This is a genomic window from Arcicella sp. LKC2W (genome assembly GCF_034931005.1).
Lineage (GTDB): Bacteria > Bacteroidota > Bacteroidia > Cytophagales > Spirosomataceae > Arcicella.
Map to the genome: position 1 here is coordinate 98,471 of NZ_JAYGIN010000022.1, position 16,447 is coordinate 114,917.

A 16,447-nucleotide genomic window follows, 5' to 3' on the forward strand; every position below is an offset into this window, starting at 1 on the left:
TTGACTAAGCACAGTGTTTAATATTTCTGTTTTTAAAATCAAATTATCTTTTATTATATTTATATCAAGTATTATAAAATAGAGGATTTGTATGAAAATAGGATATGTAAGAGTTTCCAAAGAAGAACAAAATGAAGCACTCCAAATGGATGCTCTCAAAAAATATGGTTGTGATAAAATTTTTCACGAAAAGGTTTCAGGGGTTTCTAAATTAAGACCTGAGTATGAAAAAGTGAAAGAGATTTTGAGGGCTGGCGACGAATTGGTCGTTTGGGATATTGACCGTTTAGGAAGAACAACCCTCGAATTGATTATGTTGGTTGATGAACTAAATCAAAAGGGAATTTTGTTCAAAAGCCTTTCGCAGTCTTTGATTGATACGACGACCGAAACGGGGGAATTTGTCTTTAAATTATTTGCTTTATTGGCGGAACATGAACGAAAAAGATTGATTCGTAGAACAAAAGCAGGACAAGCAGCCGCACGAGCCAGAGGTAGAATGGGGGGAAGACCCAAAGGTTTGTCTCCACGTTACCAAGAAATTGCCCCAATGGTGATAAGTGCTTATAAAGAGCAAAGGAGTATTCGAGAGATTATGAAAGCATTTTCTATTCCCTCTACTACAACTGTCTATAAGATTTTAATGGATAATAATGTTCCCTTTCAGGTTTATAAAAAAACTGTTCCCGAAGTGGCGTCGAATTAATTTGTTCCATTACTTAGTTGAGGACAATTCCGTAAATGTTTTAAACAGTTACTATTTCAAAAAAGGGTACTAAAAATTCGTTTTGAAAGTTTTTGTTCATCAAGCATTATTTCGGCAGAGCCTTGAAGTAAGGGCTGAATGGCTAATGATTTCCCCATATTTGTTTTTAATCCATTGGTCAATTTTACATTGGCACGATAATGATTATTAATCACAACGGGTACAATTTCAGAGATTTCTCCCTCCAAAAAACCAAATTCGTTGTGGGGATAGGCATCTAAGCGTAAGAGTACCCGTTGTCCTTTTTTTACTTTTCCTGCCCCATATAAGGGCAATTGTAGCTGGACTTCAAAGTTCACGACTTGCGGGACTACTAATAACATCCAAGCTTTTGGTTTGTTTTCGATGCCTTTCAATAGATACGTTTTACCTCTTACTTTAGAAATAATTGGAAGTTGCGTGTTGAGTTTATGGTCGGTTTCTATGACCAAAGTATCGCCATTAATAACATTTTGGGCGTTTTTTACTTTTGATTCATAGGTAACGTCAGGGTCTGTGGGATACCAAGTAATTTTTTGGGGTTGTTCACGAGCATTGATAAGAGCATTTGCCACCAGAGTATCAGGGTATTGTACCATCAACGAAGTTAGTAAAATGATTGCTAAAGAAATAAAAATGACGGATACTCCCCAGCGAATAACCCAATGAGGGACATACCCAATGATTTCTTGCATCTCATCACTGCGGTCGGGGATATGTAGGTTTAGCTCTGGCATCTTTTTAAGGGAAGTAAGTCTTAAATCGTCATGAAATATAATCTCAAATTTTAAAGAGTTTTGGAATGTTAAAACTCAAATGTCAAGCTACGCTACTAATTCCAACTGATTTTTTACTAAGTCAAAATACACTCCTCGCTTTGATGTAAGGTTTTGATGATTACCAACTTCTTTGATTTCACCATTTTCCAAAACGATAATTTGGTCTGCATTTTTGACCGTACTAAGCCTGTGGGCAATGACAACAACTGTACGATTTTGGAAAAAATCATGGAGGTTTTCCATGATAACTCTTTCATTATTAGCATCTAATGCACTGGTGGCTTCGTCGAAAAAAATGTATTTGGGATTTTTATAAACCGCACGAGCAATGAATATTCGTTGGCGTTGCCCGCCACTTAATCCAGAGCCCGAACTTCCAATTTTGGTAGCAAGTCCCAAAGGTAATCGTCTAAGATATTCTTGTAAATTGGCAACTCTAATTGCCTCAATGAGTCTATCTTCGTCAATTTTTTGTCCATCAATGGCAATATTTCGGGCAATGGTATCAGAGAAAATATAACCATCTTGTAAAACTACCCCGCATTCATTTCGCCATTTTTTGGCAGACATATCCGTTAGGTCTGAGCCATTGATAAATATATGTCCTTCGGTTAGGCTATAAAATTTGAGTAATAATTTTAATAAAGTGGTTTTTCCGCTTCCACTTGTACCCACAATAGCGGTTACTTTACCTTCGGGGATAAGTAAATTGAGCTGATTGAGAGTCATCGGTGAGCTTGGACCTCCATAGCTAAATGATGTATTTTGTAAGCAAATTCCTTTGGTATTTCTATTGTTAAAAAGAGAAAGCGTTGGGTCGTTTTTATGAATGTAATTGTCTGATAATAAGCTATTTGTATGAAGTATATCATTTAGTTTTTCAAAAGAATGTTCTTCCTCCAATTCTTCATTAGGCTTATTATGGATTTCCCCGAGCCGTTCTAGACTAATTTTGGCATCTTGAATACTTCGTACAAATACCATTAATTGGCTAAGTGGGCCATTCATTTGACCGATGATGTAGGAGATACTCAACATAACACCGAGCGAAATTTTATTGTCAATTACCTGAGTGGCAGCGACATACGAAATCATGATGTTTTTGAGTTGGGTAAAAAACGTTACGCCTGCCTCTTGATATTGTTCTAAGGCTAAACCCTTGATATTGATTTTGAATAACTTTGCCTGAATACGTTCCCAATCCCAGCGACGGGCTTTTTCGCAGTTATTTAGTTTTATTTCTTGCATTCCTGTTATCAGCTCAAAGATACTGTCCTGATTTTCACGCATTTGCTGAAAACGGTTGTAGTCTAAATTTTTTCTTTGTTTCAAGAAAATCATAATCCAAAGCACAGACAAGGCACTTCCAACAAAAAATATGCTTAATAAAGTGGTGCTATAAATACCCAGAATTACCGAAAAAACGATAAGATTTATGATAGAAAAAAAGGTATTGAGCGTTGTTCCCGTCAAAAAAGTTTCGATACGGTGATGGTCTTGGATGCGTTGAGTGATGTCTCCAACGTTTTTTGTTTCAAAAAAACTAATGGGTAATTGCATCAGTTTTACTAAAAAATTAGAAATAATCGTAACACTCACACGGGTACTGATATGCAGAAGTATCCAGTTTCGAATCATATCTACGGCAACGCCCCCAATAAATAATAACAATTGCGACAGCAAAATGAGGTGGATAAAACCCATATTGTGTCGGTGTATTCCAAAATCTACCAAACTTTGGGTCAGGAAAGGAAAAATCATGCTCAGAATACTCCCAAAAATCATTCCGATGAATATTTGCGTCAGGTATTTTTTGTATGGAGTTAAGTACGAAAACAAGAAACTAAACCCTGTTTTTGCTTGAGGAGTAGTATCTTGTTTTTGATAAAATTCTGGGGTAGGTTCAAGCAAAAGAGCAATTCCCTTGTTGTTTCCATCACTTACCCAACATTTCAAAAAGGTCGTTTTGTCAACCACCACCAAGTCATGTCCAGGGTCAGCAATTACCAATTTTTCATCTTTATCTTTGACCCAAGGCAAAAAAGCCCAAAAACTTCTTTTGATTTGGTAAATAACCACAAAATGGTCTTGATTCCAGTGTAAAATGGCGGGTAGTGGAGCTTGAGATATTAATTGCTCAACGGTAAGTTTTACTTTTAGTGTTTTGAATCCTATTTTTTCGGCAGCTTCACTAATGCCATTCAAACTAACGCCTGAACGCTGGATATAGGTACTGGCTCTGAGAAAATCAATAGAATAGTCTTTTCCATGAAAAGCGGCAACCATTTTTAAACTGGTAGGTCCACAATCCATGAAATCAAGTTGTCTGAAGAATTTAAACTTGCTATTCATTTTGTTTTCAAGGGTTTATTTTGGGTTCTATTACGTTGATGTCGTACTTTCGATTAACGGTGAAACTTATCAGGCTAAAGGATATTTATTGTTTTGTAACTATCTGAAGTTCAATGCTTTCACTGATGTGTCGAATCAGTTTTTCTAAATCTTTACAATAAATAGACGGATTGTCAAAGCCTGAAAGATGGCTAAATCTATGAGTAATAAAGCCTCCGTTGCAAACATCTACTACTTCGCAACTTTGACATTTTTTACTTAATCGTTGTTGACTATCAAGACATTTTTTAAAAAGTTGATGTTCAAAAATATCTTCAAACTCATTTTGTTGTACATTGAGATGGGTTTTGGTAAATCCGTCCCCGCACGACTTCAGGCTGTCTTGGGGTTCAATATCTCCATTGGTTTCGATGATTAAATACACATTGCCACTGCCTCCCCAACTATCAAAGATGCCGTCGCCCCCCAATATTAAATGTATCAATTGATTGAAAACGCTTATTTGGGGTTTGTTTTTATCGGTGTCATAAAACCAATTATCAAAAAGCTCAATGAGCCAATTACCATAAACGGTATCGTCAAAATGGTGTCCAAAAGGTAGATTGTCATACGTGCCATCGGGCAAAAGCACATTAATATTTCTGATACCTTTTTCTTTATATTGTTGATACAAATCCTTTGGCTCTAAAGCCGAATTAATGACGGTCAGGATACTCGGTAAGTATTTTAAATGCCTTGATTGTTGGGCGTTTTTAATGCCAATTAATGTTTCTGCCAAAGAATTTACTCCTTGATGATTTACCCTAAAACGGTTCGCTTGTTCGGTCATCCCGTCGATGCTTATTCCTATTTTTATCCCTAAATTGCCCAAAATTTTACACCATTTAGGACTTAACAAGACACCATTTGTTTGAATAATATAATCAAGAGAAATTTGGTTTATAAACCGTAGGTTTGCCTTTTTTATAAATTTTTGATAAAATGTTGGTTGAATCAAAAGAGGCTCGCCACCATGAAATATGAATTGAAAGTCTTTAATATTGTTTTTAGAGATATAATTTTGAATGCGAAGTAATAAATTATCAACTACTTCATCACTCATAAACTTGGGTTGAAGTTTATACGTTTCATCACCCAAATTATACATATAGCAATATTCACAATTCAGATTACATCGGCTTGCTACCTTTAACACGACTCCTCTGATATTTGCCGAAACTTTCATTATAAGAAATCATTGGAATCTTGAAAATTGAGGTTTGTTTGATTAGATTTTTCAACCTTAATCCACCCGCCTTGATTACGTTCTTTGTCGTTTTGTTTACCGCCCAAAACCTCATCTGAATCTATTAATCCTTCGTGTTCGAGGTGTTCAATTGTTTTTTCTCTGAGTCGTTTGTTTGACTTAGGAATACTAAAAAATTTCTTTGACATCATTTTATTTTTTTAAGGTTCTAAAAGTATTGATGGTAGAAAAAACCTCGTTCTTGAATTTGTTTCTAATTCATACATGGGCGTATAATATTTATCACCCCCTCTGATTTGATGAGCAAAATCATCTGTAATGAATTCAATATCAGCCAATACGAGTCTGTTATTAGTTGCTTTTGAGGATAAATTATTCCAAAGGTTACTCGAAGTGTTTTTCATAGGTTTATTGTTTAGTTGTATCAAATTTTACCCTTATGAATTGATTTTCTTATGATTTTCGACAAAAGCAATCATTTCTTCGACCTAAAAAATCAACCTTCAGACAAGTTGATTTTGTTTCGAAACTATAAAGAGTTTGTCGCAAGATAAAATCAGACTACGGATAATACAGATTTTCACTGGGACAACGCACAGGCTGATAAAATCAAGAATAATCTGACTGTGTGTCCCAGTGTAAATCCATCGAAGCTGTTAAATCTGTGGTCTAATCTTGTCTGCGACAAATAGTTCCGTTTTATATTATCTTTTTGGTGGAAAATACTTGTCTTCTTTGTTTACAAATTCTCTTAGTTCATCCCATTGAGAATAACCTCCAAATACATCTCCACTCTCCAAAACCTCAAATTCATCGGTTAGATGCTCTAAGGCATTCATCACCAACTGGACATTTTGTAAATTTATATTTTTCTTAAACATGATATTTTTAGTTAAATAAGTTGCTGTTTTTATCTAATTCTACAATGCTTTTTCTGGGTAATAATAGCGTTATCACTTTGTCGCCGTGTATGATAGAGATAGTCTGATATTGAGAAAAATGCGTAAATGTTCCTCTGAAGTATCGTTGATTTACTTTTTCAAGTGATTCTACTTCCATAATTTCAAGCCCAGTGGTCAAACCTGTTTTCAATACTTTGGATAGACTTTCTTTTGCAGTCCACAGAATGGTATCAATCTGGATTTTTGAATGATTGATTCCTTGATATAATGTTTTTTCATGGTTGGTGAAGTAAGTAGAAATCTCTGAACATTTATCTTCATCAATACTTTCAATGTCAATACCCATTGGGTGTTCTTCGGGAAAAGCGAGTGCTACTGCCGAAACGCCGTCATGCGAGATGCTCACTCGCATATTAGGGATATTGGGTAATTTAATGATAGGCTGATTAAAAATCCCTGAATCAATATATATTTGATTGAGAGACTTGATGTTAAACAAGGAGGCAATTGCTTTTTTGGCACAGTATCTTCCCAATAGGAAACTTACTTTTCTAACATCGGTAGTAAATGATATATATCGTTGATATTCAATGGTATGTAGTGCTGATTCTACCTGCTGAAGCCGTAATTTAGAGCAATTTTCTATCAAGGCAAATGACGATAAAAAAGTTTTATCTCCCCGCCTCATTTCTATGTTTGTCGTGAATTCCATTGGTGATAATTTTATACTCAATAAATTGCAACGGTGTGTCTGAATGGTTTTTGATACATGAGCATCAGAGAAACAGGAAAGAATTTTGCACTCAACGGCTTTTCGTTTCTTTGGGCAAAATAAAACTCTTTTTCTCTTCATGTTCCTACAATATAGAAATACAGAAGAAAAAAAGAGTTGGGGCAAAAACGGTCTGACAGGTTTTATGCAGCTTTATCAAATGCCATTTTAATCCAATCAATCACTTCTGTGTCAACTTCATTGATATCAGAAAGGTTGATTTTATGCGAGCAAATACCATCTGGTTTTTCAGCTTTCAACTTATCGTTTGCTTCAACTCCCTTTAAATTAAACCCGATTTCAAACCTTGTTTTTGAAGCTGGATTTAAGATGATGAATTGTTTTTTTCTTTTCAAACTTACGTAAGTTTTCTTTGGAGCAATTTCAAAATCACCGTCAAATTTTTGAATTTCGGCAATTAATTTTTCGTAAAATGGCTTCAAATGTTCTTTTCCTTTATACTGATTTTCAATCAAAATATCTGTATCTGAGGCAGAGTCAGCATCAGAACCTAATACTTTTAGAGCAATTTCAGAAGCGTATCCGTGTGTAACATTGTGTTTTTCTTTTAGAAATTTTACAATTTCTCCATGTTTAGAAAAACCTTGACCTGAAATTAATTCTTTCCATTCTTCCAAAGAATGACCTGTTTTTTCTTTCAGGTTTTCGAGCATTGTTAATACTGTTTTGTCCATTTTATTTAATTTTTAGTTATCCTTTTTAATTATTTTACGGTTACAGATTTTGTCATAAAAGCCAAACTAAAGAAAAATTGATTGGCGTTTGAGGATATTGTTTGCCAAACGCATTTATATATACGTTAGTCGGGTTTTACGCCCAAACTATTTACTTAAATAAATCAACCCTAATTTTGAAGCATAGCAAAATACAGCCAGTTTGGTACTGGAAATAGTATTGGGGCTATGCTTCAATGGTGGTTTTAGGGCTTATGCTTCTTCTGACGATACATCATCGCCAAATTTTGCGGTTTTATCAAGATGGAGTTTTTGGATAACTTCCTCGAAATCTTGATAGGGAATGGGTTTTTGTAACCATTCGAAGTACTGAATATCATAGTTTTTAAATAGGTTCGGAGGGTAAGCACTGACAAAGACTATTTGTACCTCCTTGTCTTTACCAGTTTGGGCTAACATAAGAACACTCGACTTTTGTCTAACCAGAACATCTAAAAAAATAAAATCTACTTCGTATTCAATTTTTTCAAGATAATTAAACGCCTCATCCAAATCCTCAAAATGTTCTAAAACAGTTACCTTGTTGGTACGCTTAGCGAAGTTCTCTATAAGGCTTCTCGCCAGTGGCTCATCTTCTATTATTAGGCAGGTTAGTTTCATTTGAAGATTTGATTTGGTGTATGATGATTAAAATAATAAAATGGATACGTTATAGATGTTAGGATACTCTTCAAAAATTAAACATATTCTGTACAAGCAGGAAAACTTTTTCCCAATTTATTGTTTTTACTATTTTCATCATTTGAGTTTTCAAAGGATGTAATTGTTTTCTTTTCAAATGATAATGCAGAGATTAATTGATTTTTCATAGTTAACATTGTTTAAAGGTTTATGATTGTTGTTTTTTGTTGAGTCAAAATTAGAAATTGAAAAGCTCTCTTTTTTTATCACTCGACCTAAACAACAATCTTTTCGACAACATTTCATTTTCCTTAGACTTCCCCATTTTGTATTCGACAAAAGTTATTCTTTTTTCAACTTTATCATTATTTCAACACAAAACTTATGGTTATCATTCTTGATTATCAGACTATGCCTGTCGGGGTATAATAATTTTAACCTTTTTTTGGTATTGATAATACCTACGCCACCTTCTTTGCTTTTTTTGCCCTTATCAATTTTCTCAACAAAGTCATTTTCAATTCTAAAATATAATGTTTCATCAATAAATTTTATGTCAATATCTATCAATAAAGTATCTCCATAAGGTATTCCTCCGTGTTTAAAAGCATTTTCAACATAATTAATTAGAATCAAGGGAGCAATGTTATAACCTTTCATGGCACCTTCTTGCGAAAATTGAATCTTTAAATACCGATTGCCACGTAATCTTTCTAAATCAACATAGTCTCTGAGAAAATGAATCTCTCGGTCTAAATCCACCAGTAGTTCTCCCGAATTATAAAGAATATATTTCATCAGGTCAGACAGTACAATGATAGAATCTCCTGCGGTTTCATCTTTACTAACCACTTGACTGTAAATATTATTCAGAGAATTTAGCAAAAAGTGAGGATTTAATTGAGTTCTCAAAAAGTCAATTTCTAAATCGGTTTTTTCTTTGGTTAGCCTTGCCACTCGCATAGAGTAATCTGTAATTACTCTACTGAGTTTTAGCATAAATGGAAGGGCAACATTACTTAATGTAATAAAGATTTCAAAAATTATATTTTGAGGCGTAAATATGCCAAACATCCCTTTTTTGACATAAATTTGGGCGTATTTATATGTATTACCATTGATTGGAAATAAATTATGTTTTAATACTAAAACATTAAATACCATTCTTTCTGAGTAATTCACACAATAGATAATAAAGAGAACTAATACTCCAAGAATAAATCGTTTTGGAGAAATTAAATTAGGAATTGCAAAATAAGTAATACCATAGAAAATGGTACAACTTTGCAGTATTGTGAAAAAAGTAATTAAAAGTTTATCCTCCATACTTGATGGTGCAATAAAAGCTAATACACTGAATATTCCCCACATTACCCAATATGTAGTATGGATGGTTAATTTACGTTTTAGGGGAACTCCACTGGTTGGGTAAAAATTGAGATACCATTCTATTATTTTTTGCATACTAATTCACTGGTTTGAGTTTTACCATCAAAGCTTCCTTGTATTGCGGCCCTACGGGTATTTGTAATTTATTTTGCAGTTCAAGATAGCAGTCTAAACCATCGAATTTTCGGATTTGACGAAGCCCCACAATAAAGGATTTGTGGACACGCATAAACTTAGATTTGGGTAAAATTTGCTCCTCCAATTTTTTCATTGTCAAGTGCGTTACAATAGGTCTTTCATCTGTAATGATTTTGACATAATCTTTTAACCCTTCAATCGCAATAATTTCATCAAAGTCAATTCTGATTACTTTCCCACTTTCTTTTACATAAATACTCGTCATGGAGTAGTCTTCCAATTCTTCTTTATTTTCGTTTTCATTATGGTGACTTACAATTCCCAACTTCTTTTTATCTTCTCGGTCAAATACTTTATTAACCGATTTTATAAATCGTTCAAACGTAACAGGTTTCACTAAAAAATCGACAATATCCAGGTCAAAGCCATTGACAGCATATTCGGCATTTGCCGTAATAAAAATGATATAGGGTTTATTCCTGAGAGATTGAGTTAACTCTATTCCTGTGAGTTGAGGCATATTGACATCCGTAAAAATTACATCAACGGGGTTTTCTGATAAAAATTGAATAGCTTCCATTGAGCTATCAAAAAAACCTAATACTTCAAGGGTTGGGGTTCGGTCTGCATAAATCTTCAACAGATTCATAGCAGGAGTTTCATCCTCAACAAAAATACAAGTTAATTTCATGGGTATATGAGTTAGATTCGAGATAGAGTTTAATATTTAAGCAAACAGAGGATAGGAATATATAATTGTACTTTTAATAATGTTTACCATCGGTTATGTAAAACATCATCAATATGGTTATGACAATAAATTTACAAATAAATCGCCACAGTATATTTAACGTATACTAACAAATTGAATTTGAGTGCATAAAATAGGTTGAATTCTTATGAATATTGGATTGAGCTTCTATCTGAAACTATTATCTGTTATTGAATACACCGTTTAATAAATTTCGGAAGGATATACTATTGCTTGAAAAACTTTAATTTGGCTTGCTTTAGTGGTCTGACTATCGTCTGACCGAGTATTCTTATTCTACCTCGGTCAGACGATAGTCAGACCGCTAAAAAAAAGAGACCGCAAAACAAAAGAGATGAGTAAAACAAAAGTATTATTCTATGAAATATCCGTCAAATTAAAGTATTTCAAACACTATTTGTCGCAGACAAATTTAGACCACAGATTGAACTGATTTACACTGGGACGCAATCAGATAAAATAAAGAATAATCAGCGAAAATCAGTATAATCCGTTCTATCTGTGGTCTATCGTTTGTCTGCAACAAACCATTGATAGTTCAGATAAATTTTAGGATAATTTATGCTGAAGTGTTTGATTGGGGACTTCCAGTTTGGGACTTGTCAAAAATAATATCTAACAAATCAAGTATTCTGTCGAAAATATATCGAAACAAGTCTAAGAAGAAAGCATGGTTTTTAAGTTTTAGGTAGCTTTGATTCAACAAAAAGGGAAAAATAATTAAACACGCTAAACAGTGACCAAAATGAGAAATTAATGCGATCACCCTCCAATAGAGGATAAAGCAAAAAAGAATGACAAATTTCTTAATAATGTGACGTGGAAATCATAAATTGACCTATTAAATTTTTTAATTAATATACCGAAACCACTTAAACGATTCAGGATGGAACTTAAATGTGTGATAATAGACGATGAGCCACGGGCAAGCCTTATACTCGTAAATTTTGCTAATAGAGCAAATGATTTAGTAGTATTGGATACATTTGATACCTTAAAAGGAGGTTTTGATTATTTGAAAAGTATCAATTACGACGTAGATATTGTTTTTTTGGACGTTCAATTAAATAAAGAATCAAGTATTGAACATTTGTTAAAAACAGGCGAAGACAAACTAATTAACATTGTTTTTACCAGTGCTTACAGAGCATCGCAATTTCAAGATAAAAATGTTCAATATTTTGATTGGTTAGAAAAGCCAATACCATATCGTAGTTTTGAAGAATTGATTCATAATTTCAAAATAAGTAAAAGTGAGGGAAAGTAGAGATTGAGTTTTCATGTTGAAACGGGCTTAATCAGTTCATTAAGAATAAAAATCTAACTAAAACTTACCCCATTAACACCCTTTGATGTATGACGTATATATCAAAGGGTGATGATAATATCTGTATTTGAAGACGTAGAAAGAGGTTTTAAGATGATATATCCCAATATCATCAGGGAAATTGCTTGCCTTTTCGGAAACACAAAATTTTAAAATCAAATTATTTTAGTATCAAAAATTAAAAATCTCTAAAACCATGAAAAAATCACTTTACGCATTAGTTGCGGTTATTTTCTTGACTATTTCTTGTAAGGAAGCAGAAAATAGTACCCCACCCAATGAAATTCAATTATCAGAAGCCTTAAATTCAGTAGCAGGCAATGCTCAAGCAATTCAAGATTACAAAACAGTGTCCTTTAAAGTAGATGGAATGAGTTATGAATACGAACAAGATATTCCTTCTTTGCCTACGCCTTTGGTGAGCAACAAATATATTTATGAATGTTATAGTAATTTGTCTGCCCGAAAGTTGAAAATGGATTATAGTTACTGTGAATTTAATCAGCCTGCATATTATGAAACTTCAGGACCAAATGTATTCATTTCGGACAGAGTTGGTTCTCAATCAGACCAATATATTTGGAAATCATATTACTTTAATGAAGTCACTCCTGTGGCGATGTTCTCGACGGAAATTGAGGCTCATTTAAAAGTTCAAATGATGTCTAATCCACTTCAATTATTAAAGGTGCTTCTTAGCAAAAATAAAGAAACCGTAAACACGAAAAATTTAGTTTTGAGTTTCAGTCATGAGAAATTTCCTTCTATTGTTTTTGAGGTATTTTTTGATAAAGACACCAAATTGCCTACCAAAGTAAGCACGGATGAAGTTGATTTTTTACAAGGAAATGTAAAATACGAAGTTGTTTTCAAGAACTGGACAAAAGTAAACGGCATTCAGTACCCAACTACGCTGGAACACTATCATAACAAGAATTTATTGAGAAAAGAAACGATTTCAAACATCAAAATAAATCCTTCATTTAGTGATAGCTTTTTCAATCCAGAGGTTGTGAATGATCCAATACCTTATGATGATGTTCAATCTAAAATTGGGGTATATAACTCTCAATTTATCATGAGATGGAACGCCTGGAATCTTGGATGGCCAGAACCTGTAAACGATGGAGCAGTTGATTTGGGAACGGTAGATATGAAACCATACAAAATGGAGCCACAATATGTTTCTCCGACAGTTAAAATCATTGGAAGACCTGATAACAGATTATGGAATGTAGCGATAAAAACTTCGGGTGGCTTGTATTTAGTAGATACACCCTTGAACCAAGATTGGACAAGAAGTTTGATTGATGCTGCCAAGAAAGCTTTTAATGAAAATAACATCAAAGGTATTATTTCAACGCATTGCCATCATGACCATTTTGCTGGAATCAGAGAAGGATTGACAGAAACGGGGAATATTTATCTTGCTGAAGAATCTGTACCGTTTTTGAAAAAAGTTACTTCGGCAGACCATAGCCTTAATAAAGATAAATTTGCTACAAACCCTAAGCCGTTGACAATCAACCCTGTGAAGAATGTAACTGTCTTGGAAAATGGAAAAATTGAAATCCACAGATTGAATGCTACAAAGTCTTCGGCTACGCCTCACTCGTCAGATATGTTAATTGTTTATTTGCCAGAGGAAGAAATAATTATTCAGGCTGACCAGCTTTGGAGCGGCACATTTATGAAAGTTTGGGGTGGATATACCCCAAGAGGATTTACAGAAAAAGCAAAGGTTAGTATCAAGAACAATTCTCAATATCTCTTGGACTATATCAAAGAAAAAAACTTGAAGGTTAGTAAGATAATTTCTCAGCACGGAGGACTTGGTAGTGTTCAAGATTTATACACAATTACAAATACAAATAAATAATAAACCGAATAGTCTGATTGGTATTAAAGCTAAGAGGGCGTTCAAAAATCTAAAACAATGAAACAATTTAAATTAATCTTCCGCTACGATTTCAATCCTAATTATCAACCTACACCAGAAGAAATGGAAGTAGAAGGTCAAAAATGGGGACAATGGATTGGTGGTTTAGCCCAAAATGGTCAGTTTGTAGAAACAAATCAATTAGGGTATTCAGGAAGAGTATTGAAAAGTGATGGCAGTTTTGTAGATAATATTCACATGAGTGGCACAGAAGTGCTTGCTGGTGATATGGTTATTAATGCACAAGATTTGGACGAAGCTTTAGGTTTAGCAAAAGGTTCTCCAATCTTAGAAATTGGTGGAAGCGTTGAGATTAGAGACGTGATTCCAATGTAAATAGGAATTGGGATTTAGGTGTTAGCGTTTTGGTAGGTAACAGCCTGATTAATAAGGGTTTTGATACTACATTCTAAGCCCTAAATCCCAACCCTTACTTAAATTTTGCAACAAAAATATTTATAATAATTACTTTATTTTTTAACTAAAAATCTAAAACAATGAAACAGTTTAAGTTAATCTTTCGCTACAACTTTAATCCAAGCTACCAACCTACTGTTGAAGAAATGGAGGTAGAAGGTCAAAAATGGGGACAATGGATTGGAAGTTTAGCCCAAAATGGTCAGTTTGTCGGTACGAATCAATTAGGATATTCGGGAAGAGTATTGAAAAGTGATGGCAGTTTTATCAATAATATTCACATGAGTGGCTCAGAAGTGCTTGCTGGTGACATGGTCATTAATGCACAAGATTTGGATGAAGCTTTGGTTTTGGCAAAAGGTTCTCCAATCTTAGAAATTGGTGGAAACGTTGAAATTAGAGACGTAGTACCAATGTAATTCTTTTAAAATCAAATATTTAACTAATAACTAAAATCTAAAAAAATGAAACAGTTTAAATTAATCTTTCGCTACGATTTCAATCCTAACTATCAACCTACACCAGAAGAAATGGAAGTAGAAGGTCAAAAATGGGGACAATGGATTGGAAGTTTAGCCCAAAATGGTCAGTTTGTTGGTACAAATCAATTAGGATATTCAGGAAGAGTATTGAAAAGTGATGGCAGTTTTGTAGATAATATTCACATGAGTGGCTCAGAAGTGCTTGCTGGTGATATGGTCATTAATGCACAAGATTTAGATGAAGCTTTGACTTTGGCAAAAGGTTCTCCAATTTTAGAAATTGGCGGAAACGTTGAGATTAGAGACCTTATTCCGATGTAGTAAAAACTACTTTCTCATTTGGGATTTTATAAAAAGTATCGGAAGTATGTACTTAATGTCGCAAAACCTCACCCCCGACCCCTCTCCGATGGAGAGGGGAGAAAAATGGGGTCGAATGCTCCCCTCTCCATCGGAGAGGGGTTGGGGGTGAGGTTTTTTCGACTCAAATTTAACTTGCGACATTAAGTATATACTTCCGAAAAGTATTAAGTCCGAGGTATTAAGATTTTAAGTACAGAGAATAAATAAATTGAGAATAGGTTTTGCAATTAAATTATTCGGAACAATGTACTTACTCTTGATACCTAATACTTAGGACTTTTACACAATTCTATTAAACAACAAATATCATGAAATCAATATTCGATAAACAAGTAAGAGAAGAGTTAATTCAACGTATTGAAAAGCTATCAGATAGCAGCTCTTCAAATTGGGGTAAAATGAATGTTTACCAAATGATAATACATTGTATCAAAACGGAAGAAATGTACCTCCGTATCAAAAGCTACGATAGATTATTTATTGGAAGAATTTTTGGTCAGATGTCCCTTAAAAGTCTGGTAAAAGATGAAACGCCATTTAAACAAAATGAGCCTACGCATCCAGAATTTAAGATTAAGGAAAATGGCTATATCTCAAACAACAGAATGAGATGGATTAATTTGATAAACCAATTTGAGAGCAAAAGTGAAGCCGACTACGAAGGTTTTTCACATCCTTTCTTTGGTAAAATGACCAAAACGCAAGTTGGAGAATATAATTACAAGCATATCGACCATCACTTAAGACAATTCAACGTTTAACAACAATATCATGAAAAAAGGAATCAAGTTCTTGGGTATTTTTTTAGGAATCATCGTTATTGCGGTTGTTATTCTTAATATGATTTCTTCAGACGAGAAAGAAATCGTAATTGTTTCTGAGCAGAAAATTGATGCTCCTGCCAGTGTAGTTTACAACAAGGTTAGAAACTTCAAGAACTACCCGAGTTGGTCGCCGTTTAGATTGACAGACCCGCAACAAAAATTTGACATCACCGCAGTTGATGGACAAGTTGGCTCTAAGTTTCATTGGGTTGGTGTTCAAGAAACCAGCGAAGGCTATCAGGAAATAGTTGGTTTGGAGGAAAATAAGGCTGTAAATATTAAATGTAATATCACAGTACCTTATGATGCTAAACCAGAATTTAACTATTCTTTTTTGGAAAAAGGCAACAATACTTATGTCAGACAAGAGTTTAAGGTGAAGATGGATTTTCCAGCAAATATTATTGCTCATTTGACAGACCTTAGAAAAGATATGAGATTGACCAACGAAAAAGGACTTTCTTTATTGAAAAAAGTCTGCGAAGAAGACCTCGCAAAATTATAATAGCACATTAAAATTTTTGACAGAAGTACCCTCTGTGTAGATAATTAGGACTAATCAATGATTTGACAATCAAGCATAGTAAAAGCAAAAAACTATTTATACACGGTACTTCTTATATT

At 33.9% G+C, this 16,447-nt stretch carries 20 protein-coding genes; 8 read left to right on the top strand and 12 right to left on the bottom strand.

The window, feature by feature from the left end:
• Positions 1–91 precede the first annotated feature (91 nt).
• The gene (locus VB796_RS17935) at positions 92–706 is read left to right on the top strand and encodes a recombinase family protein (protein WP_323347956.1); all 615 of its coding nucleotides are present in this window, start codon (positions 92–94) and stop codon (positions 704–706) included.
• 56 nt (positions 707–762) lie between these two features.
• On the opposite strand, the gene VB796_RS17940 is transcribed toward VB796_RS17935, so the two are convergent.
• The 12 genes from VB796_RS17940 to VB796_RS17995 all read right to left on the bottom strand — a co-directional run bounded on the left by VB796_RS17940 (position 763) and on the right by VB796_RS17995 (position 10,390).
• Positions 763–1,482, bottom strand: coding sequence for a hypothetical protein (locus tag VB796_RS17940; protein WP_323347957.1), 720 nt, complete (start codon positions 1,480–1,482; stop codon positions 763–765).
• 87 nt (positions 1,483–1,569) lie between these two features.
• On the bottom strand, positions 1,570–3,876 hold the full coding sequence (locus VB796_RS17945) for a peptidase domain-containing ABC transporter (protein WP_323347958.1): 2,307 nt from the start codon (positions 3,874–3,876) through the stop codon (positions 1,570–1,572).
• 85 nt (positions 3,877–3,961) lie between these two features.
• The gene (locus VB796_RS17950; RefSeq protein WP_323347959.1) at positions 3,962–5,101 is read right to left on the bottom strand and encodes a radical SAM protein; all 1,140 of its coding nucleotides are present in this window, start codon (positions 5,099–5,101) and stop codon (positions 3,962–3,964) included.
• Positions 5,101–5,310: a hypothetical protein gene (locus tag VB796_RS17955; RefSeq protein ID WP_323347960.1), complete on the bottom strand. Its 210-nt coding sequence runs from the start codon at positions 5,308–5,310 to the stop codon at positions 5,101–5,103. The genes VB796_RS17950 and VB796_RS17955 overlap by 1 nt, the downstream gene beginning before the upstream one ends.
• A gap of 12 nt (positions 5,311–5,322) precedes the next feature.
• Positions 5,323–5,526: a hypothetical protein gene (locus VB796_RS17960; protein ID WP_323347961.1), complete on the bottom strand. Its 204-nt coding sequence runs from the start codon at positions 5,524–5,526 to the stop codon at positions 5,323–5,325.
• A gap of 300 nt (positions 5,527–5,826) precedes the next feature.
• The gene (locus tag VB796_RS17965) at positions 5,827–6,003 is read right to left on the bottom strand and encodes a hypothetical protein (RefSeq protein WP_323347962.1); all 177 of its coding nucleotides are present in this window, start codon (positions 6,001–6,003) and stop codon (positions 5,827–5,829) included.
• A 7-nt stretch (positions 6,004–6,010) separates the two neighbouring features.
• A complete protein-coding gene (locus tag VB796_RS17970; protein ID WP_323347963.1) occupies positions 6,011–6,736 on the bottom strand; it encodes a 4'-phosphopantetheinyl transferase family protein in 726 nt (241 codons plus the stop codon).
• A gap of 203 nt (positions 6,737–6,939) precedes the next feature.
• Positions 6,940–7,491, bottom strand: a complete 552-nt coding sequence (locus tag VB796_RS17975) for a DUF5655 domain-containing protein (protein ID WP_323347964.1) — start codon at positions 7,489–7,491, stop codon at positions 6,940–6,942.
• Positions 7,492–7,743: 252 nt separating this feature from the next.
• Positions 7,744–8,151 (bottom strand): LytR/AlgR family response regulator transcription factor, encoded by a 408-nt coding sequence (locus VB796_RS17980; RefSeq protein ID WP_323347965.1) that lies wholly within the window; start codon positions 8,149–8,151, stop codon positions 7,744–7,746.
• Between the two features lie 77 nt (positions 8,152–8,228).
• Positions 8,229–8,360 (bottom strand): hypothetical protein, encoded by a 132-nt coding sequence (locus VB796_RS17985; protein WP_323347966.1) that lies wholly within the window; start codon positions 8,358–8,360, stop codon positions 8,229–8,231.
• A gap of 154 nt (positions 8,361–8,514) precedes the next feature.
• Entirely contained in the window at positions 8,515–9,636 is a 1,122-nt protein-coding gene (locus VB796_RS17990; RefSeq protein WP_323347967.1) for a sensor histidine kinase, read from the bottom strand.
• 1 nt (position 9,637) lies between these two features.
• Complete coding sequence (locus VB796_RS17995) at positions 9,638–10,390, bottom strand: LytTR family DNA-binding domain-containing protein (protein WP_323347968.1); 753 nt, start codon at positions 10,388–10,390, stop codon at positions 9,638–9,640.
• 967 nt (positions 10,391–11,357) lie between these two features.
• On the opposite strand from VB796_RS17995, the gene VB796_RS18000 reads away from it, so the two are divergent.
• The 7 genes from VB796_RS18000 (at position 11,358) to VB796_RS18030 (ending at position 16,328) form a co-directional block, all read left to right on the top strand.
• On the top strand, positions 11,358–11,738 hold the full coding sequence (locus tag VB796_RS18000; protein WP_323347969.1) for a hypothetical protein: 381 nt from the start codon (positions 11,358–11,360) through the stop codon (positions 11,736–11,738).
• 256 nt (positions 11,739–11,994) lie between these two features.
• Positions 11,995–13,677 carry an MBL fold metallo-hydrolase gene (locus tag VB796_RS18005; RefSeq protein ID WP_323347970.1) on the top strand — a complete coding sequence of 561 codons (1,683 nt, stop codon included), beginning with the start codon at positions 11,995–11,997 and terminating at the stop codon, positions 13,675–13,677.
• A 57-nt stretch (positions 13,678–13,734) separates the two neighbouring features.
• Complete coding sequence (locus tag VB796_RS18010; protein WP_323347971.1) at positions 13,735–14,073, top strand: YciI family protein; 339 nt, start codon at positions 13,735–13,737, stop codon at positions 14,071–14,073.
• 161 nt (positions 14,074–14,234) lie between these two features.
• Complete coding sequence (locus VB796_RS18015; RefSeq protein ID WP_323347972.1) at positions 14,235–14,573, top strand: YciI family protein; 339 nt, start codon at positions 14,235–14,237, stop codon at positions 14,571–14,573.
• Between the two features lie 45 nt (positions 14,574–14,618).
• A complete protein-coding gene (locus VB796_RS18020) occupies positions 14,619–14,957 on the top strand; it encodes a YciI family protein (RefSeq protein WP_323347973.1) in 339 nt (112 codons plus the stop codon).
• A 350-nt stretch (positions 14,958–15,307) separates the two neighbouring features.
• Positions 15,308–15,760, top strand: a complete 453-nt coding sequence (locus VB796_RS18025) for a DinB family protein (RefSeq protein WP_323347974.1) — start codon at positions 15,308–15,310, stop codon at positions 15,758–15,760.
• A 10-nt stretch (positions 15,761–15,770) separates the two neighbouring features.
• Positions 15,771–16,328 (top strand): hypothetical protein, encoded by a 558-nt coding sequence (locus VB796_RS18030; RefSeq protein ID WP_323347975.1) that lies wholly within the window; start codon positions 15,771–15,773, stop codon positions 16,326–16,328.
• Positions 16,329–16,447 lie beyond the last annotated feature (119 nt).